The 21,837-nt window shown below is 60.9% G+C and carries 18 protein-coding genes and 4 tRNA genes; 4 read left to right on the top strand and 18 right to left on the bottom strand.

Going from position 1 to position 21,837, the window contains the following annotated elements:
* Nucleotides 1–147: 147 nt before the first annotated feature.
* The 12 genes from carB to rpsF form a co-directional block, all read right to left on the bottom strand.
* Entirely contained in the window at nt 148–3,462 is a 3,315-nt protein-coding gene (gene carB / locus DXD16_RS08640) for a carbamoyl-phosphate synthase large subunit (protein WP_117655816.1), read from the bottom strand.
* Nucleotide 3,463: 1 nt separating this feature from the next.
* A complete protein-coding gene (gene carA / locus DXD16_RS08635; protein ID WP_117655815.1) occupies nt 3,464–4,903 on the bottom strand; it encodes a glutamine-hydrolyzing carbamoyl-phosphate synthase small subunit in 1,440 nt (479 codons plus the stop codon).
* A gap of 208 nt (nt 4,904–5,111) precedes the next feature.
* Nucleotides 5,112–6,077, bottom strand: coding sequence for a hypothetical protein (locus DXD16_RS08630; RefSeq protein ID WP_117564028.1), 966 nt, complete (start codon nt 6,075–6,077; stop codon nt 5,112–5,114).
* 19 nt (nt 6,078–6,096) lie between these two features.
* Nucleotides 6,097–7,869 carry an ABC transporter ATP-binding protein gene (locus DXD16_RS08625; RefSeq protein ID WP_117655828.1) on the bottom strand — a complete coding sequence of 591 codons (1,773 nt, stop codon included), beginning with the start codon at nt 7,867–7,869 and terminating at the stop codon, nt 6,097–6,099.
* Between the two features lie 184 nt (nt 7,870–8,053).
* The gene (locus DXD16_RS08620) at nt 8,054–8,749 is read right to left on the bottom strand and encodes an NUDIX domain-containing protein (RefSeq protein ID WP_187361906.1); all 696 of its coding nucleotides are present in this window, start codon (nt 8,747–8,749) and stop codon (nt 8,054–8,056) included.
* 21 nt (nt 8,750–8,770) lie between these two features.
* Nucleotides 8,771–10,075, bottom strand: coding sequence for a phosphoribosylamine--glycine ligase (gene purD, locus DXD16_RS08615; protein WP_117655814.1), 1,305 nt, complete (start codon nt 10,073–10,075; stop codon nt 8,771–8,773).
* 118 nt (nt 10,076–10,193) lie between these two features.
* A complete protein-coding gene (locus DXD16_RS08610) occupies nt 10,194–11,480 on the bottom strand; it encodes an adenylosuccinate synthase (RefSeq protein WP_055251352.1) in 1,287 nt (428 codons plus the stop codon).
* 93 nt (nt 11,481–11,573) lie between these two features.
* Nucleotides 11,574–12,971, bottom strand: a complete 1,398-nt coding sequence (gene dnaB, locus DXD16_RS08605) for a replicative DNA helicase (protein WP_006235827.1) — start codon at nt 12,969–12,971, stop codon at nt 11,574–11,576.
* Between the two features lie 218 nt (nt 12,972–13,189).
* On the bottom strand, nt 13,190–13,729 hold the full coding sequence (gene rplI, locus DXD16_RS08600) for a 50S ribosomal protein L9 (protein ID WP_117655813.1): 540 nt from the start codon (nt 13,727–13,729) through the stop codon (nt 13,190–13,192).
* A gap of 15 nt (nt 13,730–13,744) precedes the next feature.
* Nucleotides 13,745–14,011, bottom strand: a complete 267-nt coding sequence (gene rpsR / locus DXD16_RS08595; protein ID WP_006235829.1) for a 30S ribosomal protein S18 — start codon at nt 14,009–14,011, stop codon at nt 13,745–13,747.
* A gap of 72 nt (nt 14,012–14,083) precedes the next feature.
* Nucleotides 14,084–14,539, bottom strand: coding sequence for a single-stranded DNA-binding protein (locus tag DXD16_RS08590; protein WP_117655812.1), 456 nt, complete (start codon nt 14,537–14,539; stop codon nt 14,084–14,086).
* 48 nt (nt 14,540–14,587) lie between these two features.
* Complete coding sequence (gene rpsF, locus DXD16_RS08585) at nt 14,588–14,881, bottom strand: 30S ribosomal protein S6 (RefSeq protein WP_006235831.1); 294 nt, start codon at nt 14,879–14,881, stop codon at nt 14,588–14,590.
* Between the two features lie 494 nt (nt 14,882–15,375).
* Here rpsF and DXD16_RS08580 point away from each other — a divergent pair.
* From DXD16_RS08580 to DXD16_RS08565, 4 genes are all read left to right on the top strand, one after another.
* Nucleotides 15,376–15,466 (top strand) — tRNA-Ser (locus DXD16_RS08580).
* A gap of 48 nt (nt 15,467–15,514) precedes the next feature.
* Nucleotides 15,515–15,605 (top strand) — tRNA-Ser (locus tag DXD16_RS08575).
* 430 nt (nt 15,606–16,035) lie between these two features.
* On the top strand, nt 16,036–16,725 hold the full coding sequence (locus DXD16_RS08570) for a trimeric intracellular cation channel family protein (protein ID WP_233502688.1): 690 nt from the start codon (nt 16,036–16,038) through the stop codon (nt 16,723–16,725).
* 106 nt (nt 16,726–16,831) lie between these two features.
* Nucleotides 16,832–17,977, top strand: coding sequence for a polymer-forming cytoskeletal protein (locus tag DXD16_RS08565; protein ID WP_117655811.1), 1,146 nt, complete (start codon nt 16,832–16,834; stop codon nt 17,975–17,977).
* 129 nt (nt 17,978–18,106) lie between these two features.
* Here the strand turns inward: DXD16_RS08565 and typA are convergent, their stop codons facing one another.
* From typA to DXD16_RS08535, 6 genes are all read right to left on the bottom strand, one after another.
* Entirely contained in the window at nt 18,107–19,945 is a 1,839-nt protein-coding gene (typA, locus tag DXD16_RS08560; RefSeq protein WP_117655810.1) for a translational GTPase TypA, read from the bottom strand.
* A gap of 117 nt (nt 19,946–20,062) precedes the next feature.
* Nucleotides 20,063–20,512, bottom strand: a complete 450-nt coding sequence (locus DXD16_RS08555) for a hypothetical protein (RefSeq protein ID WP_089572580.1) — start codon at nt 20,510–20,512, stop codon at nt 20,063–20,065.
* Between the two features lie 30 nt (nt 20,513–20,542).
* The gene (locus DXD16_RS08550; protein ID WP_117638157.1) at nt 20,543–20,899 is read right to left on the bottom strand and encodes a hypothetical protein; all 357 of its coding nucleotides are present in this window, start codon (nt 20,897–20,899) and stop codon (nt 20,543–20,545) included.
* A 30-nt stretch (nt 20,900–20,929) separates the two neighbouring features.
* The gene (locus DXD16_RS08545; RefSeq protein WP_117655809.1) at nt 20,930–21,430 is read right to left on the bottom strand and encodes a bifunctional nuclease family protein; all 501 of its coding nucleotides are present in this window, start codon (nt 21,428–21,430) and stop codon (nt 20,930–20,932) included.
* A 183-nt stretch (nt 21,431–21,613) separates the two neighbouring features.
* Nucleotides 21,614–21,690 (bottom strand) — tRNA-Ile (locus DXD16_RS08540).
* A 4-nt stretch (nt 21,691–21,694) separates the two neighbouring features.
* Nucleotides 21,695–21,770 (bottom strand) — tRNA-Ala (locus DXD16_RS08535).
* Nucleotides 21,771–21,837: the final 67 nt, after the last annotated feature.

Here is a 21,837-nt window from a genome sequence, read left to right as displayed (position 1 = left end):
ATCGCGCAAAGCCCCTTCGGCAGCACACGGTGCAACCGAGTCACCGTAGGCCGGGGCGGAGGGGGCTGAGTTTCTCACTGAGCGACTCTGCTTGCAGCCGGAGCGAAGGGGGAAACTCAGCCCCCCGCCCCGGCCGGCCAGCTCAACCTACACCGTGTGCTGCGGCAGGTCCTGCAGGGCGATGACGTCCATGCCCATGTCGTTGGCGCTGCCGTGACCCTGCTGGTCCTCGCGCACGGCCTCGATGGCACTCACGTACGTGTTGGCCGCAGACATCGCGGTCACGCAAGTCACGCCGCGGCGCACCGCCTCGGTACGCAACAGATAGCCGTCGCCGCGCGAACCCGGGCCATACGGCGTGTTGATGATCACCGCAATCTTGCCGTCGGCGATGAGGTCACCGATGTTGGGGCGCTCGCCGTCGTGCGGGCCGCTAATCTTCTCCACGACCTCGCAGGTCACGTTGCCGCCGCGCAGCACGCGCGCCGTGCCCTCGGTGGAGCAGATATCAAAGCCCAGGTAGCGCAGGATACGCGCGACCGAAAGGATGTGGCGCTTGTCGCGGTCGCACACGCTAATGAACACCTTGCCGGCGCTCGGGTCGGGCAGCTTGTAGTCAATCGCCAGCTGCGTCTTGGCGTATGCCTCGGGATAGCTCTTGGCGATACCCATGACCTCGCCCGTCGACTTCATCTCGGGTCCCAGGATAACGTCGGCTCCCGGGAAACGGCCCCAGGGCATAACGGCTTCCTTCATGCAGAACCAATCGAGCTGACGCTCGTCGCTCGGCAGGCCCAGGCTGGCGATGGAATCGCCCGCCATGATGCGCGCCGCGCACTTGGCCAGCGGCACGCCGGTGGCCTTGGAGATAAACGGCACAGTGCGGCTCGCGCGCGGGTTTGCCTCGATCACGTAGACGGTCTCGCCCTTGATGGCATACTGCACATTGACCAGGCCGCGTACGCCCAGCGCCATCGCGATGCGGCGCGTGGTCTCGCGGAGCTTTGCCTGCAGGCTCTCGCTAAAGCTGAACGGCGGGATGCAGGTCGCAGAGTCGCCGGAGTGAATACCGGCCTCCTCGATATGCTCCAGAATGCCGCCGATGTAGACCTCTTCGCCATCGCACAGGGCGTCGACATCGGACTCAATCGCACCCTCCAGGAAGCGGTCCAGATACACCGGGTAGTCGGGGCTAATGCGCGCGGCCTCGGCCATGTAATCGCGCAGATGCTCGGCATCGTAGGCGATCATCATGCCGCGGCCGCCCAGCACATAGCTCGGGCGCACCAGCAGCGGATAGCCGATGTGCGCGGCCACGGCCTCGGCCTCCTCAAACGAGGTGGCCTGGCCCGCCGGCGGGTACATGATGCCCAGCTTGTCGAGCAGAGCGGCGAAGCACTCGCGGTCCTCGGCAAAGTCGATGGCATCGGGCTTGGTGCCCATAATGTTCACGCCGCTCTCCTCGAGCATGCGCGCCAGCTTAAGCGGAGTCTGGCCGCCGAGCGTCACCACGACACCGTCGGGGCGCTCGACATCGATAACGTCCATGACGTCCTCGTAGGTGAGCGGCTCAAAGTACAAGCGGTCCGAGGTGTCGTAGTCAGTCGAAACGGTCTCGGGGTTGCAGTTGACCATGATGGTCTCGAAGCCGCGAGCCGCCAGTGCGTAGCTCGCGTGCACGCAGCAGTAATCGAACTCGATACCTTGGCCAATGCGGTTGGGGCCGGCGCCCAGGATCATCGCCTTGGGCTTGTCCGCCGGCGTGGTCTCGTCGGGAGCCACGCACTTCTTGGCATCCGGGCTCGTGCGGTAGATGTTCTCGTACGTCTTGTAGTGGTACTCCGTGGCGCTCGAGAACTCGGCCGCGCAGGTATCGACCGTCTTCATGCTGGGAACCACGCCCAGACCCTTGCGATAGGCGCGCACAAAGCGCTCGTCCGAGCCGGTCAACGCGGCGATCTCGGCGTCGCTCGTACCATACTGCTTGAGCAGGCGCATCGCGTTGGCGTCGATATCCTCCACACGCAGGCCGCGGATGCTCTCCTGGACCTGCACCATGTCGTTGATGCGGTTGAGGTACCACGGATCGATACCGCAGATGGCGTGGATGCGGGCGATGTCCCAGCCACGGCGCAGGGCCTCGACCACAAAGAAGATGCGGTGCTCGGTCGGGGTTGCCACGGCCTGAGCGAGCTCATCGTCGCTCAGCTTGTCGGCACCCTCCTTGCCACCGGCACAAATGCCCTGATGCCCGTCCTCCAGTGAGCGCATGGCCTTGCCGAAGGCCTCCTCAAAGGTGCGGCCGATCGCCATAATCTCGCCCACGGCCTTCATGCGCGTGGTGAGCGTAGGATCAGTGCCCTTAAACTTCTCGAAGGCAAAGCGCGGCACCTTGACGACGCAGTAGTCGATTGTGGGCTCAAAGCAGGCGGGCGTTGCCTTGGTGATGTCGTTGACGATCTCGTCGAGCGTGTAGCCCACGGCCAGGCGAGCGGCGGCCTTGGCGATGGGGAAGCCCGTGGCCTTGGAGGCCAGTGCGGACGAACGGCTCACGCGCGGGTTCATCTCGATGACGATCAGGCGGCCGGTCTGGGGGTTCACGGCAAACTGCACGTTGGAGCCGCCGGTCTCGACGCCAATCTTCTCCAGAATGGCGAGCGACGCGACACGCATGCGCTGGTACTCAAGGTCGGAGAGGGTCTGCGCTGGCGCCACGGTGATGGAGTCGCCGGTGTGCACGCCCATGGGGTCGAGGTTCTCGATGGAGCACACGATGATGCCGTTGCCGGCGTGGTCGCGCATGACCTCCATCTCATACTCTTTCCAACCCTCGATGGACTCCTCGACCAGCACCTCATGGGCAGGCGAGAGCTCAAGGCCCTGGCTCACGATGGAGACGAGCTCCTCGTGGGTATGCGCGATGCCGCCGCCGGCGCCACCGAGGGTAAAGCTCGGGCGCAGTACGCAGGGATATCCCACGCGCTCGGCGATAGCCTCGGCGTCGGCCACGCTGTAGGCATAGCCCGAGCGCGCGACCTCCAGGCCGATCTCGGCCATGGCCTCGTTAAAGAGTTTGCGGTCCTCGCCGCGCTCGATAGCGGCCAGGTCGCAGCCGATCATCTCGACGCCGTACTTGTCGAGCGTGCCGTCCTTTGCCAGCTCGACGGCGGCGTTCAGACCGGTCTGGCCGCCCAGCGTGGGCAGCAGCGCGTCCGGGCGCTCTTTCTTGATCACGCGCTCGATAAACTCGGCGGTGATAGGCTCAACATAGGTGCGGTCGGCCAAGCCCGGGTCGGTCATGATGGTCGCCGGATTGGAGTTGACCAGGATGACCTCAAAGCCATCCTCCTTGAGCACCTTGCAGGCCTGGGCGCCGGAGTAGTCGAACTCGCAGGCCTGGCCAATAACGATGGGGCCCGAACCAATAACGAGGATGCGCTTGATGTCGGTACGTTTCGGCATGTTAGTTCTCCTCGGTCGCAGCGTTCTCGGACTCGGCGAAATTCCAGCCGGCGAGGCGGTCCTTCGCGGTGTCGATGTCCAGGTAGTTCTCCTCGCCGTCCATGAGTCGCGTAAAGGCGGTAAAGAGATAGTGGGCATCGGTGGGGCCAGGCGAAGCCTCGGGGTGGTACTGGACCGAGAAACACGGGGCGTCGAGCAGCTGGATGCCCTCGGCGGTGCCGTCGTTGAGGTTCACATGTGTCAGGCGAATGCGACCAAAGCGCTCGTTCATCACGACCGGCGCGATGCCGCGACGCACCCAGGCACGCAGGTCGCCGCCGGCCGCATGCTCGGTTTCGCCGCCGGAAAGCTCCGGAATCAGTTTGCCCAGACTGGGGAACAGCAGGCCAAAGCCGTGGTTTTGCGCGGTGATCTCCACGCGACGGCTCACCAGATTCATAACCGGCTGGTTACCGCCACGGTGACCGAATTTAAGCTTTTCCATTTGGGCGCCGCAGGCCAGGCTGATCATCTGGTGACCGAGGCAAATGCCAAAGACCGGCACCTTGCCGATCAGCTGCTGTACCTGCTCATAGGTCTCCACCACGGCATCGGGGTCGCCGGGGCCGTTGGACAAAAAGACGCCATCGGGATTCATGTTGAGCACCTGCTGGGCGGGCGTATCCCACGGCACGACGGTGAGATCGCAGCCGGCACGGACCAGGCCCTCCAGAATACCGCGCTTCACACCGCAGTCGTAGGCGACCACTTTGTGACGGGCAGGAGCGGCAGCCGCAAGCGCAAAGTCATGCGTGGCAGGCAGGTCGGCGGCCACAAACTCGTGAGGCGCGGGGCAACTTACGGTCTTGACCAGGTTCTCGCCTACCAGCGTGGGCGCAGCGGACAAGCGCTCGGCAAGCTCGTCGACGTCGAAGATCTCGGTCGAGATAATGCCCATCTTGGAACCATTGTCGCGCAGATGGCGCACCAGAGCGCGGGTGTCGATACCCTCGATAGCGACGATGCCGTGAGCGCGCAGGTACTCCGGCACGCTGACGGCCGAGCGCCAGTTAGAAGGCGTGGCGCACATATCGCGAACGATCATGCCGCGCATAGCCGGAGCGCTCGCAGGGCGCACGGCGTCGCCGGGGAAGGCCGACTGGACATCGGTCTCGTCGATACCGTAATTGCCGATCTGCGGATAGGTCATGGTTACAATTTGGCCGGCATAACTCGGGTCGGTCATGACCTCAAAGTAGCCCTCGAGCGAGGTGTTGAAGCAGACTTCGCCGGTCGCGGTGCCCTCGGCGCCGCATGCACGTCCATAAAAAATGGTCCCATCCTCAAGATACAGGATACAGGGACCGCAGGTGCCCTTGCTGGTTTTGGCCAGCATACGCTGGCAAAGCTCGCTGGGCGCGAAGGTGCGGGCGGCAGCGCCCGCGGTATGGTTGTTCGCCATAATTCTCCTTCCCGGTCTCACAGGACCGGCTTAAAGGTGTGTAGTTAGGCCTCGCGGTATTGTAACCGCAAGCATGCCTCATGGCGTTAATTTCATCGAAATGTTTACGAAATGATAATTATGACTTTCTATGCATAATGATTATTTAATCCCCGTCCCAGAAAATTTATCCCGCGTGGGCTTGTGGCTCACGCGGGATAATGGCCTCTTACTTTTGCTTGTCCTGTTCCAGCAGATCGGACGGTGAGCGATCGGGCTTGCCGCCGCGGAAAATCTCGCGGCCATGCAGACGATGCTCCAGGTCACGTTCGGCCTTTTCCTCGTCAATCTTGGTCTGGCTCACCACCGGGTCCTCGATCAGCGACGAAACCGAGTTCACCTGTTTTTGAATGCGCTCGGCAATGGTGTCGTCCATGCTTACGATGCGCATCTTCCAGTCGATACTCGTGGCGTTGGATGAGCTCTTGGTCCACACGAACGTCAAAATGGCGCTCTGATGACCCCGCGCGGGAAACATGCCAAAAAAGGAATCGTGCTGAATGTTGCTATCCTCGTCGATATAGGCGTGAACGTTATACACCACGCGGTCGATCTTATCGTTGAGCAGGGCGTTGGTCGCAAGCGCCGCGGCCTGGATCTGCCCGTTGGACAGCAGCTCGAGCTCATTGGCAGACGATGTGTCCAACACCGTCACCTCAACCGTGCCCGTGCGCTCATCGGCCTCGTCGACGGTAAAATCGAGCGGAAACTGCGTAAAGCCGTTGCCCCACTCAAGGCCGCCCTTCAGCGCCGTCGAGACGGTATCCACCGAAACGCTCTCGGACAGGTTGGCGGTATTCAGACGGCGCATCACGCCGTAGCCAATCTGCATGCCCACGATCAGCACCAGAATACCGATGACCACGGCCATCGCGGTCTTCGTAATGGTATGGCTCACCTGCGAGCCCGAAGGATCGTCCTCAGACAGCGGGTCGATATGTTTTGCCTGGCTCGCACGGTCCTCGCTGCGCAGCTGCGCTAGCGCCGCTTTGTCACCGCGCTTGGCCGCAGCCTCCTTCTCACGCATGCGCTCGGTTCGCTTTTTGGCAAGCGTGGGATCCAAGACGCCGGATGCATCGATTTCGGAGAATAACTCCGTCACTTCTTCCGGAGTCAAAGGGTTCTTGTCAGCCATAAACTTCCTGTCATATCAATCAGTCGAGCTCGTGCGCACGCGCACCTTCGAACTGCATTCGATAGTAACGGGCATAGGTGCCGCCACGGGCGAGAAGCTCCTCGTGCGTGCCACGCTCCACAACGCGACCATGCTCAACGGTCGCAATCTCATCGGCATGCTTAATGGTCGAAAGACGATGGGCAATGATAATCGTGGTGCGGCCGCGTGCCAGCTCTTCGAGTGACTCCTGCACCGCCTCCTCGCTCTCGTTATCCAAAGCACTCGTCGCCTCGTCCAAAATCAGGATCTTGGGGTTCTTGAGAAACACGCGCGCGATGGCAACGCGCTGTTTCTGTCCGCCCGAAAGACGGCTGCCGCGCTCGCCCACGACCGTGTCATAGCCCTGTGGAAGCGACTCGATAAAGGCATCGATGTTGGCGCGACGGGCGGCCTCGGCGATCTCTTCTGCCGTAGCGCCCGGCTTGCCGTAGGCGATGTTCTCGCCGATTGTTCCGTCAAACAGGTAGACATCCTGCTGCACCAGGCCGATAGCGCGGCGCAGGCTCTGCTGCGTCACATCGCGCACGTCCTGACCGTCGATGCTAATGGACCCAGCGGCAACGTCGTAAAAGCGCGGCAGCAGCGAACAGGTCGTCGATTTGCCACCGCCCGAAGGGCCAACCAAAGCGATGGTCTGCCCGGGCTTGATAGACAGATCCATATGGTCGATAACGGGACGCTCGTCGGCATCGCCCTCGCCCAGCTCAACATCCTCGTAGTTAAAGCACACGTCGTGATACTCCACGGCGCCGGCAGTCACCTGCAGATCCGTGGCGCCCGGCTTGTCCTGGATATCCGGCGCGGTCGAGAGTACCTCGTCCATACGCTTAAAGCCGGCGATAGCCTTCTGATACATTTCGGCCGAATTGACGAGTGTCTCGAGCGGCGTGCAGAACAGCGAAATGTAGAGCGCGAAGGTTGCCATATCGACTGCCTGCAGCTGGCCTTGGGCAACCAGCCAACCGCCCAGCAGCACCACGATCACATAGAGCACACCCGAGAGCAGGCCATACGTCGCGGTATAGACGCCCATGGCGTGATACATGTTCTCCTTGGACGAAAGATAGCGATTGTTGGAGGCGCGGAACTTGAAACGTTCGGTCTCCTCATTGGCAAAGCTCTTGACCACGCGCATGCCCGCCAGCGAATCCTGCAGCTGCGCATTGATGCCGCTGATCTTTTTGCGGTTGTCGCTAAAGACCTCGCGCATGCGCATGTTCTGCCAAAACATGATGACCGCAAACGCCGCCGTCACCACGGCCATGGCGAGCGCCAGCACCGGGGCGATGGTAAAGAGGATCACAAACGAGCCGATAATCTCGATGCCGCAGATGATGATCCACTCGGGCACGTGGTGCGCCGCCTCGCAGATATCGAACAGGTCGTTGACCACGCGGCTCATCATGTCGCCCGAGCTGTTGCGGTCGAAGTACGCAAAGCTAAAGCGCTCATACTGGTCGAACAGGTCCTCGCGCATTTTGGACTCCATACGCGCGCCCATCACGTGACCCCAATAGCTCACAAAATAGCGGCAGGCGCAGCGGATGGCATACATCAGCACCAAGCCCACCGCGATCATGCCGAGCGCCTGCATAATGGCAGCCTGACCCTGGGTAAACAGCCCACCGGTCAGATTGCGCAGGATAATGGGGAACGCCAGGTCAATGGCGGCAAGCACCAGAGCACAAACAGTATCAGCAACAAAAAGCCCCATCTGGGGCTTGTAATACGAAAGAAACCTCTTCAGCATAATCACCTTACGCGGTTTTACCAAACCGCGTTTCATCTCGACGCTGCAAGTGCTCCATTTGGACAATCTGGCCTTCAATCGTCGGTCGCGTATACCCATACGCTTCCCTCCTCTTTTAGGCCACCTTGTCTCAAATGGAGCACTTTCGCTGACTTACACAAACCTGCGGGATCATTCCCGCTCGTTAAATCTCCGCTCCGCCCAGCCTGTGTGCGATGCTGTCGCAGGCAAGCGCGCCTACAACGGTCTTGGCGTCTTCGATCTTGCCGTCGAGCACGGCGTCGATCAGCTCGTGCAGCGGCACCAGGTCCACGTTGACAAACTCGTCATCATCGGGGTTGGGCGCATCAAACTCGAGCTTGGTAGCCAAGTAGATGTGGATGATCTCATCGCAAAAACCGCATGACGTGACAATCGACGTCAAAAAGCGAATACGACCGGCCCTAAAGCCCGTCTCCTCATGCAGTTCGCGCTTGGCGCAATCGAGCGGGTCCTCGCCCGGGTCGAGCTTGCCGGCGGGAATCTCGACCGTCACGCGGTCGATGGCGGTGCGGTACTGACGCACCAGTACGATCTTGCCGCTCTCGGTCAGTGCCACAACGGCCGCCGCACCCGGATGGCGAACGATATCGCGGGCGCTGCGGCGACCGTTGGGCAGCTCAACCTCAAGACGGTGGACGTCGAGGATCTTGCCCTTCCAGGCGCACTCCTCCGAAAGAATCTTCTCGTGCAGCTCGGCATCGTGCGGGTCGTCGTCGCCCAGCACCAGCGCCGGCTCGTCAGCGACCTCGCCACCAGGCTCGCCCTCGGCGTGCCCATACATGCGGCTGTCCTCCTCGACGATCTGCGCGTCCACGAGTTCTTCGTTCTTCTCGTCCATCCGTCTCATTCCTCTCGGATTTTAGGCATCCCAGGCGTCGCGGCCGCGCAGCGCGCGCAAGCCGATGTCGTGACGCAGGGTCTTGCCCTCAAAATCAATCTTCTCGCAGGCCTCGTAGGCAAGGTTGCGAGCGTTCTCGAACGTGTCGCCCAGAGCGGTCACGGCAAGCACGCGGCCACCATTGGTCACGAGCTGGCCGTCCACCACGGCAGTGCCCGCGTGGTACACCGTCACGTTCTCCTTGGCCTCGGCATCCTCAATACCGGTGATGACCTTGCCTTTCTCGTAGCTGCCGGGGTAGCCCGCGCTCGTCAGGACAACGGCCACGGCCCACTCGTCGCGCCAGTCGAGTTCAATCTGGTCGAGCTCGCAGTTGGCGCAGGCGAGCATGACCTCGACCAGATCGTTCTTAAGGCGCGGCAGCACGACCTGCGTCTCGGGGTCGCCAAAGCGGGCATTGAACTCCAGCACCTTGGGGCCGGCAGGCGTGAGCATAAAGCCGCCATACAGGCAGCCGCGGTAGTCGATGCCCTCGGCAGCAAGCTCGGCCACGGTCTGCTCCATGACCTTCACCATGGTGGCGTGTTCCTCGTCAGTCACGATGGGCACCGGGCTGTAGACGCCCATGCCGCCGGTGTTGGGGCCCTTGTCGCCCTCGAGCGCGCGCTTGTGGTCCTGCGAGGTGGCCATGGGGCGCACGGTCTTGCCGTCGGTAAAGGCCAAAAGCGAGCACTCGGGGCCGGTCAGCATCTCCTCGATGACCACGGTGTTGCCGGCGTCGCCAAAGGTGCCGCCAAAGCACTCGCGCACGGCCTCCTCGGCCTGCTCAAGTTCGGTCGCCACGATAACGCCCTTGCCCGCGGCAAGGCCGTCGGCCTTGACGACCAACGGAGCGCCCTGCTCACGCACGTAGGCGAGAGCCGAAGCCTCGTCGGTAAATGAACCATAGGCTGCCGTCGGGATACCGGCGCGCTCCATGAGCTGCTTGGAGAACAGTTTGGAGCCCTCCATCTGGGCGCCCTCGGCACCCGGGCCAAAGCAGGGAATACCCGCCGCGCGCACGGCGTCGGCCACGCCCGCCACGAGCGGAGCCTCGGGACCAATTACCACGAGTCCGCATCCGTGGCTCTGAGCAAACGCCGCCACGGCCGCAGGATCGCAGTCGTCGAGAACAACGTTCTCGCCGCAGCTCGCGGTGCCGCCGTTGCCCGGCGCGATGTAGAGCTTGCCGGCGCGCGGTGATGCTGCGAGCTTTGCTGCCAAAGCATGCTCGCGGCCGCCGCTGCCCAACAACAGGATGTCGATGGTTTGAGTGTCAGCCTTCAAGGGTGCCTCCTCTATGGATGAATAGCCCGCTCCGCGCGAGCCCTTTGCAAGCAAATATACCCCTCGGCCGCCCACTTGGGCTGCAAAGGGGTATATCGCAATAACCAAATAGTCCCGATTACTTCCAGAATCGGTTGATAATCTGCTCGCGACCGGCGCCAACGCCAATGAACGTCACGCGGGTGTGTGCCAGATCCTCGATAAACGCCACGTAGTCCTGAGCCTCCTGCGGCAACTCGTCAAAGCTGCGGCAACCGGTAATGTCGCACTTCCAGCCGGGAAGCTCCTCGTAGATGGGCTTGGCATGCTCAAAGCGCACCTGATGCTCGGGCACGCTGGTGTAGCGCTCGCCATCGACGTCGTAGGCCACGCACACCTTGATGGTGTCGAAAGCCGAAAGCACGTCGAGCTTGGTCAGGGCGATATCGGTGAGGCCGTTGACGCGCGAGGCGTAGTTGGCGATGGGGCCGTCGAACCAGCCGCAGCGACGACGGCGACCGGTGGTCACGCCGTACTCATAGCCCTCCTCGGTCAGCGTGTGGCCGGCCTCGGACTCGTAGGAAAGCTCGGTGGGCATGGGGCCCGAACCGACACGGGTGATATAGGCCTTCATGACGCCCAGCACGCGGTCAACGTTCTTCATGCCCACGCCGGAGCCGGTGATGGCGCCGCCGGCGGTGCAGTTGGAAGACGTCACGTACGGATAGGTGCCGTGATCGATGTCGAGCAGCGTCGCCTGGGCGCCCTCAAACAGCAGGTCCTTGCCCTCATCGATCATGTTGTTGAGCAGCAGGCTCGTCTCGGTGATGTAGGGACGCAGGCGCTCGGCCATGGGCAGGTACTCGTCGCAAATCTGGTCCACGGTGTAGGTGGGCAGGTTGTAGATGAGCTCGAGCTCGGGGTTCACGCGGGCGAGAGCGGTCTCCAGCTTGTCGCGGAACAGTGCCTCGTCCAGCATGTCCTGCATGCGCAGGCCGATGCGGGCCATCTTGTCCTGGTAGCACGGACCGATGCCGCGCTTGGTGGTACCGATGTTCTTCTTGCCGAGCTTCTGCTCAAAGGCGCCATCCAGATCGATGTGGTACGGCATGATGACATGCGCGTTGCCGCTAATCTTGAGGTTCTTGGTGGTGATGCCGTCGGCCTCAAACATGTCGATCTCCTCAAGGACAACCTTGGGGTTGACGACGCAGCCGTTACCGATCACCGACACATGGTCGGAATACATGATGCCGGAGGGCACCTGGTGCAGGCCGTACTTCTTGCCGTTGACGACGATGGTGTGGCCGGCGTTGTTGCCGCCCGAGTAGCGCACGACGGCATCGAAGTCGCCGGCGACCAGGTCGCAGATCTTACCCTTGCCCTCATCGCCCCACTGGGCACCGACCAAAACGGTTGACGGCATGTTTACTCCTTACATTCATGGACTGTCTACGCGCCACGCCGGCACGCAGAAGCACAAAACATTCCCAGTATACCCGTGCAACGGGCGCCTGTCCTACTCCTCGGCGTGTGCCCCATCAAGCTCATAGAACTTGGTGGATGCCGGCAGGAACATCAGGTCGACGTCGCCGATCGGGCCCGAACGGTTCTTGGCCACGACGATACGCGTAACGCCCTCGTCGGGTCGATCGTCGCGCGAGGCTTCGGCCTCGTCGGCGGAGCGGTCCAAGAACATAACGATATCGGCGTCCTGCTCGATGGAGCCCGATTCACGAAGGTCGGAAAGCTGCGGGCGCTTGCCGGTACGGGATTCGACCTGACGCGAGAGCTGCGACAGCGCGATGAGCGGGATCTTGAGTTCCTTGGCCATGATCTTCAGACCACGCGACATCTCGGAGACCTCGACGGTACGGCTCTCGGAGCGGCGTCCCGGCGGAGGACTCACCAGCTGCAGGTAGTCCAGGATGATGATGGCCTTCTCCTTGTTGTGGAGCATGCGGCGGCTCTTGGCGCGAATCTCGGTCACTGTGGTGCCGGGCGTATCGTCAATCAGAATATCGAGCTTGGACAAGGTCTGCGTGGCCTCGTTGATATTGGCCCACTGCTCGGGGCTAATGCGGCCCATGCGGAAGTCACTGATCGAAATCATGGCGTAGGCGCAAATCAGACGCTGGGCAATTTCCTTGCCCGACATCTCCAGCGAGAAGAAGCCGACGGTATAACCGGCCGCGGCAGCGTTGAGCGCCAGATTCAGGGCGAACGACGTCTTACCCACAGCAGGGCGGGCGCCGATGATGATGAGCTGGCCCTCGCGAAAACCCATGAGCATGCGGTCGAGCGACGGGAAGCCCGTGGGCACGCCCGCAGCCTGGCCGCCTGCCTGGCACACTTCCTCGGCCTCGTTATAGGCCTCGACCATAAACTCGGTCAGCGTCTTGTAGCTCGACTTGACCTCGCGCGCCGTGACCTTGAGCAACTTGCTCTCGGCCAGCTCCACGACCTCTTTGGTATCGGTGGGAGCGTTATAGGCCAGCGCGTTGATCTCGTTGGTGGCGCCGATCAGCTCACGCAGCATCGAATCGCGGCGAACGATAGCGGCATGGTGCTGCCAGTTGACGAGCGACAGGGTCTGACCCATCAACTCCAAAATGTAGGCCTCGCCGCCCACGGCATCAAGCTTGTTGATGCTTCGCAGGTAATCGATCAGCGAGATGGAGTCGATGGGAATGCGGCTGTTGTACATATCGACCATCGCGGTATAGATGGTCTTATGAATGGGCCGGTAGAAGTCATCGGGCTGCAGCTCGACCTGGGCCTCTTCGACCACCTCGGGCGATAGCAGCATAGCGGCCAGTACATTGGCCTCTGCATCTTGGTTTTGGGGAAGACCCAACTTGGAGCCGCGGTCCTCAACCGTCAGCCCGGTCTCCCTATCGTCATATGCCATGAGCATCCTCATTCATATCGCTTGCGAGCATCCATAGTATCAGCCACGGTCCCAAAACGCGCCGCGCGCCGCCAATCATCACCGAACCAAACGGATGAACGGTCCTGTATATAGGACTTCGACGCAACGTTCACCATGACACTCACTCAGCGCAAAAAACAAAAGGGCGCCCTGGTTTCCCAGAGCGCCCTTCTTAGAACAAGATTGTTGCGTTGCAGCAAATGCTACTCGGCAGCAGCCTCAGTCTCGACCTCGGCGGTCTCGGCCTCGGCGACCTCAGCGGTCTCCTCAGTCTCAGCCTCGGCAGCGAGCTCCTCGGCGGTAACGCCAACGAGAACGACAACCTCGGCCTTGATCTCGCGGTACAGCGAGATGGCAACGGTGTGGGCACCGGCAACCTTGATGGGCTTACCGAGCTCGACGCGCTTGCGGTCGATGTCCATACCGAGCTGAGCCTTGATGGCGTCAGCGATCATAGCGGCGGTAACGGAGCCAAAGAGGATGCCCTCGTCGCCGACCTTGACGTCAACGGTGACCGTCTTGCCCTCGAAGGCAGCCTTGGTCTCGTTGGCGGTAGCCAGACGGACGGCCTCGCGCTTGGCGATGTTGTTGCGACGCTCGTCAAGCTGCTTAAGGTTGCCCTTGGTGGCGGCAACAGCGAGCTTCTTGGGGAACAGGAAGTTCTCAGCGTAACCCTGAGCGACCTCTACGACGTCACCCTCGCCGCCCTTGCCCTTGATCTCATCGAGAAGAATAACCTTCATGATGCGTCTCCCTTCTTAGCCGCGGTCGCGGTTGCCACGAGAGGAAACCACGGGGACGGTGTACGGCAGGAGAGCCATCTCGCGGGCGCGCTTGATGGCGTTGGCGATGTCATGCTGATGCTGCGTGCAAGCGCCAGTGACGCGACGGGGCTTGATCTTGCCACGGTCGGTCATGTACTTACGGAGAAGCTGAGTGTCCTTATAGTCGATGAACTCAGTGTTCTCCTTGCAGAACTGGCAGTACTTACGACGCGGCTGACGTGCAGAAAAATCATTAGCCATGTCAAAATACCTTTCGTTTGGCAACTTCGGCGAACCGAAGCCGCCTCTCACTCAAAAATAGGTGAACAGCCCTTAAAACGGGATGTCCTCATCGTAGACGTCGACCGCGGGCGGCGTAGCCACCGGTGCGGCAGGACGCGGTGCGGGCGTCGCAGGGGCTGCGGGGGCGTAACCGCCCTGATCGTAGCCACCCTGGCCACCGCGGGAGCTCATAAACTCGATCTCATCGACGATGACCTCAAGCTTGCTCCGGCGCTGGCCGTCGCGCTCCCAAGAGCTGTAGCGCAGCTTGCCCTCGATCGCGACCTTGTTTCCCTTTGCCAGGAAACGGCTCACGGCCTCGGCGCGCGTGCCGAACATGGTGCAGTCGACAAAGTTGGGATAGTCCTCCCACTCGCCAGTCTGCGGGTTGCGGCGACGATCGTTCACGGCTACGCCAAAGGACAGAACCTGGGTTCCGCCGGCAGTGGCGCGCAGCTCGGGATCACGCGTGAGGTTACCGGTGATGTTCACTCGATTGATGCTCATAACTCACTACTTCCTCTTGGGGCACAAGCCCAGTCCAAAACGACAGTCTTACTCCTGGTCGTCGCGACGGACGATCATGTGGCGGACCACAGCGTCGGTGATGCGCAGGACGCGATCAAGCTCGGCGATCTGGGTAGGATCTGCGTGGAAGTTGATGAGGGTGTAGTCACCATCGGTGAGGTCGTTGATCTCGTAGGCGAGCTTGCGCTTGCCCCACTCGTCAACGGAGTCGACCTTGCCAGCGCCCTCAGCGATCGTGGTATCGATACGCTTCATAACAGCGAGACGAGTCTCGGGGTCGAGCGACGGGTCAACAAAGAACAGCAGTTCATAAGCCTTCATATTGTCACCTCCTCTGGGCAAATGTGGCTTCAGGTCGTGAAGGTGCGCCTGAAGCAGGAAAAGACTTGGTAATAATATCTTTCAACCTCCCAGGCTGCAAGAATATGCAGCTACAACCTCATGACCTCCACATATGTCCATACTCACACGGCACTTCATGCGTCTTCCAACCAAATGCTGACCAAATGCTTGACGGATCTGTGGACAAGATACGGCGCCACGGGGACAAACCAAATCAAACTGCAGGTCAGCAATTGCAAGGCTGTGGTCGCAAAATGCATACCAGTGGCTCACAACACCGTTCAAAGATTTTTAAAATTGCTGCCACGTCGTTTATAAATACCTATTTTGAACAATTTGCTGCATGCTGCCATGCTGGTCAGAGCCCGTTTTTGGCCTCCTAGATCCCGTCACGAAGCCAAGCGTTTCAAAAAATGCCAAGTTTTCTGTTTGCACTTTGCGATTCCTCGTGTATACTGACTTTCGCATTTAACGGAGAGTTGTCCGAGTGGCCGAAGGAGCACGATTGGAAATCGTGTAGGCGTCAAAAGCGTCTCCAGGGTTCAAATCCCTGACTCTCCGCCAGTTAATTCCAAAGCAGGCCTTTGAGCCTGCTTTGTTTTTACCCCACGCGGAGGGGTGGCAGAGTGGTTGAATGCGGCGGTCTCGAAAACCGTTTGGCCTGTATAAGGTCACGAGGGTTCGAATCCCTCCTCCTCCGCCATTTTGCTTGAGAAAGCTCCCAACAATGGGAGCTTTTTTGTTATCGAGTCATGTTCAAGCAAATACGGCGGAGGAGGAGGGATTCGAACCCGCCAGGGCGCGGAGCGTAAAGAAAACGCGCCAGCGGCGCGTTTTTAGCGCAGCGCGGTCGGCGCCAGCCGACCGGATAAATTTTGAGCTTCGCTCAAAATTTGGACATCCCTCCTATTCAACCCGCGCCCGTATCACGTTCGATCCCGGCCCAAAATCACAAATGTGTACACCACCCTCCAAAACCGACATTTTTCGACATCTTTGGAGGCTGACGTGCACGTTTGGTGCTTACGCCCGCGCCCAGTCCCGACCGTTTGCCGAGGAATGAGGGCGCGATGCCCGCCAGCCATGTACTATGTACGGGCATTGTCTAAACTCGCAACTCAAAGGACCCCATCTTGCCCGTCGTCGCCGCTATGACCGTTACCTCACATGCCTCGGATGCCATGGTCGCTATCCCCTTTTGGCTCGAGATGTTCGCTGTTGTCGCGGCATCGATCTCGGGCGTGCTGGTCGCGCGCGAGCATAAGCTTGACCTGGTGGGCGCGGTCGCACTCGCGGTGGTCTGCGGTCTGGGCGGCGGTCTTTTGCGCGATATGACACTGCAAGTGGGCAACGTCTACATCCTCAACCAACCGATGGCGCTGCCGCTCTCCATCGCCACGGCGGCCATCATCTACATCTTCCCGGCAATCGTCGATAAACCCGAGAAACTCATTCCCCTGCTCGACATCATCTCGGTCGGCATCTATGCGGCAACTGGCGCAGACAAGGCGCTGGTCTACGGCTTTGCGCCGGCGGTGTGCATCATGATGGGCTTCTTCACCGCGGTGGGTGGCGGCATGTTGCGCGACGGCTTTATGGGCGTGGTTCCGGGCATTTTCCAACGCACTAACTTTTATGCCATCGCGGCCATCGCCGGATCGGCAAGCTATGTAAGCCTCGTCATGAGTGGCTTGGTCAGCAATGTCGCCGCGCTAGTCGTATGCGTTGTCGTGACCATGGGTCTGCGCTGGCTCTCGCTGCGCTTTGACATCAAAAGCCCCACCGAGGACGACATCGCACGTTTTTTGCATCGCAAAAAGTAGACAGCACGGCACAGCCCTCCGAAATGCAACCGAGAGGTTCTTTTAGAGCACCCGCGCGTTGGGTACCCTGTTAGATACATGTCGAGTATCTAACGAAGGATTCACTATGCCTTGCAACCTAGCACCGTCGTCCCGGCGCCGTAAAGCGCGTGGCCGCATCGCCCTCCTGTTCGCACTGATTGTGCTTGCGCTGACCGTACTTCCCACGGCTTCGTTCGCCGGCACAGACACCGCCGGCAACGTACTCACGACCGACGAAGGCTCCACCCCGTCCGGGGTCGAAGGCGACCTGTACTGGGCCGGTCAGAGCCTCAACCTGGACGACACCTCCATCGGCCGCGATATCATCGCGGCGGGCGAGACCCTCTCGATTCGCGACTGCACCGTGGGTGGCGCCGTTCGTCTTGCGGCACGCACCATCGACATCGCCAAAACCACGATCGATGGCAGTGTTACAGTGGCCGGTCAGCACGTTGTACTCAACGCCGACAGCACCGCCAGCTGTTTCTATGCGATAGGCGAGACGGTTGCCCTGCGCGGTTCTACCAAGTCGGCAGTGCTCGCGGGCGACACCGTGACCATCGATGGCACCGTCGACGGCGATGTCGAGGTTTGGGCCGAAAAGCTCATCTTGGGTAAAAACGCACACATCACCGGCACCGTGAACGCGCATGTTTCCGAGGACCCCGAGCGCGCCGCAGGAGCCGAGGTCGGCGCGCTCAAGATCGACCGCACCGAGAACGAAGATACTTCCACCCTTAACGATATCGTCGGCGGCATCGTCGCCGCAGCGCTCTCGACCTGCTTTATCGCCCTGTTGCTCGAGCTCGTCTTTCCGCGTGCGACCGCCAGCGCCGCCGGAATGCTCCACCAACGCCCCACGCCCCTGTGGGTGAGCGGTCTTCTGGGTACGATTGCTGTCGTCCCCGCCGTCCTGCTGCTGATTATCTCGATTGCCGGCCTGTCGCTTGCCGGAGCCCTCTTGTGCGGCGTTATCGGCATCGCGTTGGTGTCGAGCGCCTTTGCGGGGTGCGCGATCGCCCGCATGATCGGACACAACCAGAACCGCTACGCCATGGCAGCCGTCGGCGGTGTGGCCGCAGGCGCCCTCACAGGACTTCCCCTCATCGGCGACTTCATCAGCGGCGTGGCATTTGTCTTTATGCTCGGCTACGTTATCCAGATCATCTGGCGCAACGCCCACCTCAAGCCCCAACAAGCCTCCAACACGCCAGGACTCCCCACCGCCTAGCCGCCAACCACCACAAAAGGGCCAGGCACCTTTGTGGTGGCGCAAAGCAACCTGACCCCATTGAAACAAAAAGGGCGCCGACCATTGCGGTCGACGCCCTTTCTTATTGGCGGTTATAAGCCCCAGCACTTATTTGTTGACCTGGCCAGCGCGGACGGCTGCCTTCTTGCGGTCGGTGGCGTTGAGCAGACGCTTGCGCAGGCGGATGTTCTTAGGAGTGATCTCCACCAGCTCGTCGTCAGCGATGTACTCCAGCGCCTCTTCCAGCGAGAAGGTGCGAGGCGGCACCAGCTGGACGGAGATGTCGGAGGTCGAGGAACGCTGGTTGCCCAGGTTCTTGGTACGGGCGATGTTGACGACCATGTCGCCGGCCTTGCTGCGCTCGCCCACGATCATGCCCTCGTAGCACTCGGTACCCGGCTCAACGAACAGCTGGCCGCGCTCCTGCAGCGTGCCCAGAGCGTAGGCAACGGCCTTCTCGGTGGTCATGGAGATCATGGCGCCGTTCTGGCGATTGCCGATCTCGCCGGCGTAGGGGCCATACTCCAGGAAGGTGTGGTAGAACACGCCCTCGCCGTGGGTGACGTTCATAATGCGGTTCTTAAGACCCATGATGCCGCGTGTCGGGATCTTGAACTCAAGATGGGTCACGATGCCCGAGGTGTCCATGCTCGTCATGATGCCACCGGAGGTGCCGAAGACCTCGACGACCTTGCCCGAGTACTCGTCCGGGCACTCGACGACGGCCTGCTCGACAGGCTCCAGCTTGTTGCCGCTCTCGTCCTTCTTAAACAGAACGCGGGGACGGCCGACCTGGAACTCAAAGCCCTCGCGGCGCATGGACTCCATCAGGACGGACAGGTGTAGAATGCCGCGGCCCGAGACCTCGACGCCGCTCTTGTCCTCGAGCTCCTCGATCTTCATGGTCACGTTGTTCTCGGCCTCGTTGAACAGGCGCTCCTTGAGCTGACGGGCACCCACGATGTCGCCGTCACGGCCGACGAGCGGGGAGGTCGAGGCCTCAAAGACGATGGACAGGGTCGGCGGGTCGATCTCAATGGGCTCGAGCTCGACGGGGTGCTCGGGGTCGGTGTAAACATCGCCGATATCGGTGCGGTCGATACCCACGACAGCGGCGATATCGCCGGCGCCGACTTCCTGGCACTCGGTGCGGCCCAGGTAGTCGAAGGTGAAGAGCTGCTTGACGGTAGCGGTGGCGCTGGAGCCGTCGTTCTTGACGACCAGAATCTGGTCGCCCTGGTGAATGGCGCCGGAATACACGCGACCGATGCCGATGCGGCCGACAAAGTTGGAGTGGTCGATGGTCACGCACTGCATGGCCAGCGGGGCGGTCTCGTCAACCTCGGGCGCAGGCATATCGTCGATGATCATATCGAGCAGCGGGTACATATCCATGTTGCCGTCGTTGGGGTCGAGGCGGGCAAAGCCATTCATGGCGCTGGCGTAGACCACGTGCTCCATGGCGAACTCGAGCTGGTCGTCGGTGGCGCCCAGGTCGGCCATAAGGTCGAGGCAGTCGTTGTAGGCCTTCTCGGGGTTGGCACCCGGACGGTCGATCTTGTTGATGACGATCATGATCTTGAGGCCGGTGTCGATAGCGTGACGCAGCACAAAGCGGGTCTGGGGCATGGGGCCCTCAAAGGCGTCGACCAGCAGCAGGGCGCCGTCGGCCATACGCAGCACACGCTCGACCTCGCCGCCAAAGTCGGCATGGCCCGGGGTGTCGATGACGTTGATCTTGACGTCCTTGTACTCGATAGAGATGTTCTTGGCGAGAATCGTGATGCCGCGCTCGCGCTCCTGGTCGTTAGAGTCCAGGACGCGGTCCTCGACCTGCTGGTTGGCACGGAAGGCGTCCGTGGCACGCAGGAGCTTGTCAACCATCGTCGTCTTGCCGTGGTCGACGTGGGCGATGATGGCGATGTTCCTCAGATTGTCTACGCGCATGTAGTTCCCCTATCTTCTATCCATATACAAACGGCACGCGTATGCGACCCACCCAGCAATGCAACGCTCGGCGGGAATATTGAGCCTTTTACCGAAAACTCGTTTATTTTAGCGATTTTAGATGAGAGGGGTTTCCTCACCTGCAGGTTCAGGGTCGCTCCACATAAAACCATCGCCGGCACCCATGCCCTCATACAGCACATATGCCGAAAAGCCGCTCTCGAGCGTGGTTTCGAAGAAGCTCACGAGCAGGGCGTCGTGATAGCCGCCGTCAATCTCGACGCAGCCGGTATAGCCGATGGCATAGCGGGCGATACGGCCCAGGCCCTCATCCTTAAGGCCCATCTTGTGCTCGGAGATAAAGTTGGTGGCAGCCTCCAGGCACGCCTCTTCGCCGTCCTCGTCGAGTGCCGCCAGATAGCGGTTGGAAGCAGCGTCCTCGATCGCCACAACTACGCCCGGATTCTCGCCGGCGGCAAGGTCGTCCAAGAACGCACCAATCAGGTCACACACCATGGCGTCGAGCTCGGCGGAGACGTTACCGGCGTCCTGCATATCCTGTGCCATCTCTAGACCTTCCCATCGAATCCGGCGTCGTTACAGTTCTTGTGCCTCGGCAGCGATCTTGGCGGCGGCGTCGCGGGCGCGCACCATATCCATCGCGCGCTTGTCGAGCACCTTGATCTGGTTGGTCAGCATTACTGCATCGACCACACCCCAGATTACCAAGCCTGTTGAAATCGAAAACCCAAGCGCACCAACTGTACCACGAAGACGAGAACAGATTACCGCGACAAGGGCGGAGATGATAACCATCTTGATATAGGAGCCGCGGCGCTCGCGAAGCGTGCGGGCCTGCGTCACATAGGCGATGCGAGCCGCCTCGGATGCCTCCGAGCGCATCTGGGCTTCACGCGCGATGGCGGCCGCTTCAGCCGATACGCGGGTACCCATCAGCGACCTCTCCGCTCGCGTACCAGACATTTAGAAATCATCGGGGGAGAGCGTATGGACGAACTCGTCGAACTTCTCGAACTCTTGCTCGTCGTCAACTTCCTCGGCATGGGCAGAAACGGTACCCAGGCGATTCATGATGTCGTCCTCCACAAACATGGGGGCATTACTGCGCACGGCAAGGGCAATGGCGTCACTGGGGCGGGCGTCAACCTTGCGCTCGCCACCATCGACCAGCACGACAATCGTCGCATAGAACACCGGCGGCTCGGCGCGAACGATCTCGATGCGCTCGAGCTTGGCGCCCAGGGCATCGACGGTGTCAAGCAGCAGGTCATGCGTTATCGGGCGCTCGGCGCGACCGTTATCGATGCCACGGCTAATGGCCGCGGCCTCAAACGAGCCGGTCTGAATGGAAAGCGAACGCAGGGGTGCCGTCGAATCCGACTTGCCGCAGCGCTCGCGAAGCACGATAAGCGATGGCACGGGACCGGCGGCCATGACGATGGTCTCTATGTCGACACGAACCATGGAACACCTCCGGTACATAGCGGTTAACACACGGCAGGGTCGCCGCATTGAATAGCTATACTACCCAATCTTTCGCCCAGCACACAAAATCAAAGTAGTTAATTTGGGACGGGGCTATTTTGACTACTTTGTTGGATAAGAAAAAAGCCCCGAGGCAATGCCCCAGGGCTCTTAACGTTTTGATGGTGGACCTGACAAGATTCGAACTTGTGACCTCCCGGTTATCAGCCGGACGCTCTAACCAACTGAGCTACAGGTCCATCATGGTGGAGGTTAGGGGGATCGAACCCCTGACCTCAGGCTTGCAAAGCCCGCGCTCTCCCAGCTGAGCTAAACCCCCACGGAGAAAGTAATAAACACCCCAGCGGCGACTCGGCTCTCGCTGGGGTGTTTATTGCGAAAGAAAG

It is taken from the genome of Collinsella sp. TF11-5AC, from assembly GCF_003436775.1.
In the GTDB taxonomy this organism is placed as follows: domain Bacteria; phylum Actinomycetota; class Coriobacteriia; order Coriobacteriales; family Coriobacteriaceae; genus Collinsella.
The sequence above is the reverse complement of the archived record's forward strand: the minus strand, read 5'-3'. Positions and strand labels throughout refer to the sequence as shown.

Bases quoted from the DNA above. Each gene is read 5' to 3' on its own strand.
- rplI (WP_117655813.1), bottom strand. From the start codon at position 13,729: ATGAAGGTTATTCTTCTCGATGAGATCAAGGGCAAGGGCGGCGAGGGT.
- DXD16_RS08630 (WP_117564028.1), bottom strand. From the start codon at position 6,077: ATGGCTGACAAGAACCCTTTGACTCCGGAAGAAGTGACGGAGTTATTC.
- DXD16_RS08610 (WP_055251352.1), bottom strand. From the start codon at position 11,480: ATGCCGTCAACCGTTTTGGTCGGTGCCCAGTGGGGCGATGAGGGCAAG.
- DXD16_RS08565 (WP_117655811.1), top strand. From the start codon at position 16,832: ATGCCTTGCAACCTAGCACCGTCGTCCCGGCGCCGTAAAGCGCGTGGC.
- DXD16_RS08625 (WP_117655828.1), bottom strand. From the start codon at position 7,869: ATGCTGAAGAGGTTTCTTTCGTATTACAAGCCCCAGATGGGGCTTTTT.
- rpsF (WP_006235831.1), bottom strand. From the start codon at position 14,881: ATGAAGGCTTATGAACTGCTGTTCTTTGTTGACCCGTCGCTCGACCCC.
- DXD16_RS08545 (WP_117655809.1), bottom strand. From the start codon at position 21,430: ATGGTTCGTGTCGACATAGAGACCATCGTCATGGCCGCCGGTCCCGTG.
- carA (WP_117655815.1), bottom strand. From the start codon at position 4,903: ATGGCGAACAACCATACCGCGGGCGCTGCCGCCCGCACCTTCGCGCCC.
- typA (WP_117655810.1), bottom strand. From the start codon at position 19,945: ATGCGCGTAGACAATCTGAGGAACATCGCCATCATCGCCCACGTCGAC.
- DXD16_RS08555 (WP_089572580.1), bottom strand. From the start codon at position 20,512: ATGGCACAGGATATGCAGGACGCCGGTAACGTCTCCGCCGAGCTCGAC.
- DXD16_RS08620 (WP_187361906.1), bottom strand. From the start codon at position 8,749: ATGGACGAGAAGAACGAAGAACTCGTGGACGCGCAGATCGTCGAGGAG.
- carB (WP_117655816.1), bottom strand. From the start codon at position 3,462: ATGCCGAAACGTACCGACATCAAGCGCATCCTCGTTATTGGTTCGGGC.
- rpsR (WP_006235829.1), bottom strand. From the start codon at position 14,011: ATGGCTAATGATTTTTCTGCACGTCAGCCGCGTCGTAAGTACTGCCAG.
- DXD16_RS08550 (WP_117638157.1), bottom strand. From the start codon at position 20,899: ATGGGTACCCGCGTATCGGCTGAAGCGGCCGCCATCGCGCGTGAAGCC.
- DXD16_RS08590 (WP_117655812.1), bottom strand. From the start codon at position 14,539: ATGAGCATCAATCGAGTGAACATCACCGGTAACCTCACGCGTGATCCC.
- dnaB (WP_006235827.1), bottom strand. From the start codon at position 12,971: ATGCTCATGGCATATGACGATAGGGAGACCGGGCTGACGGTTGAGGAC.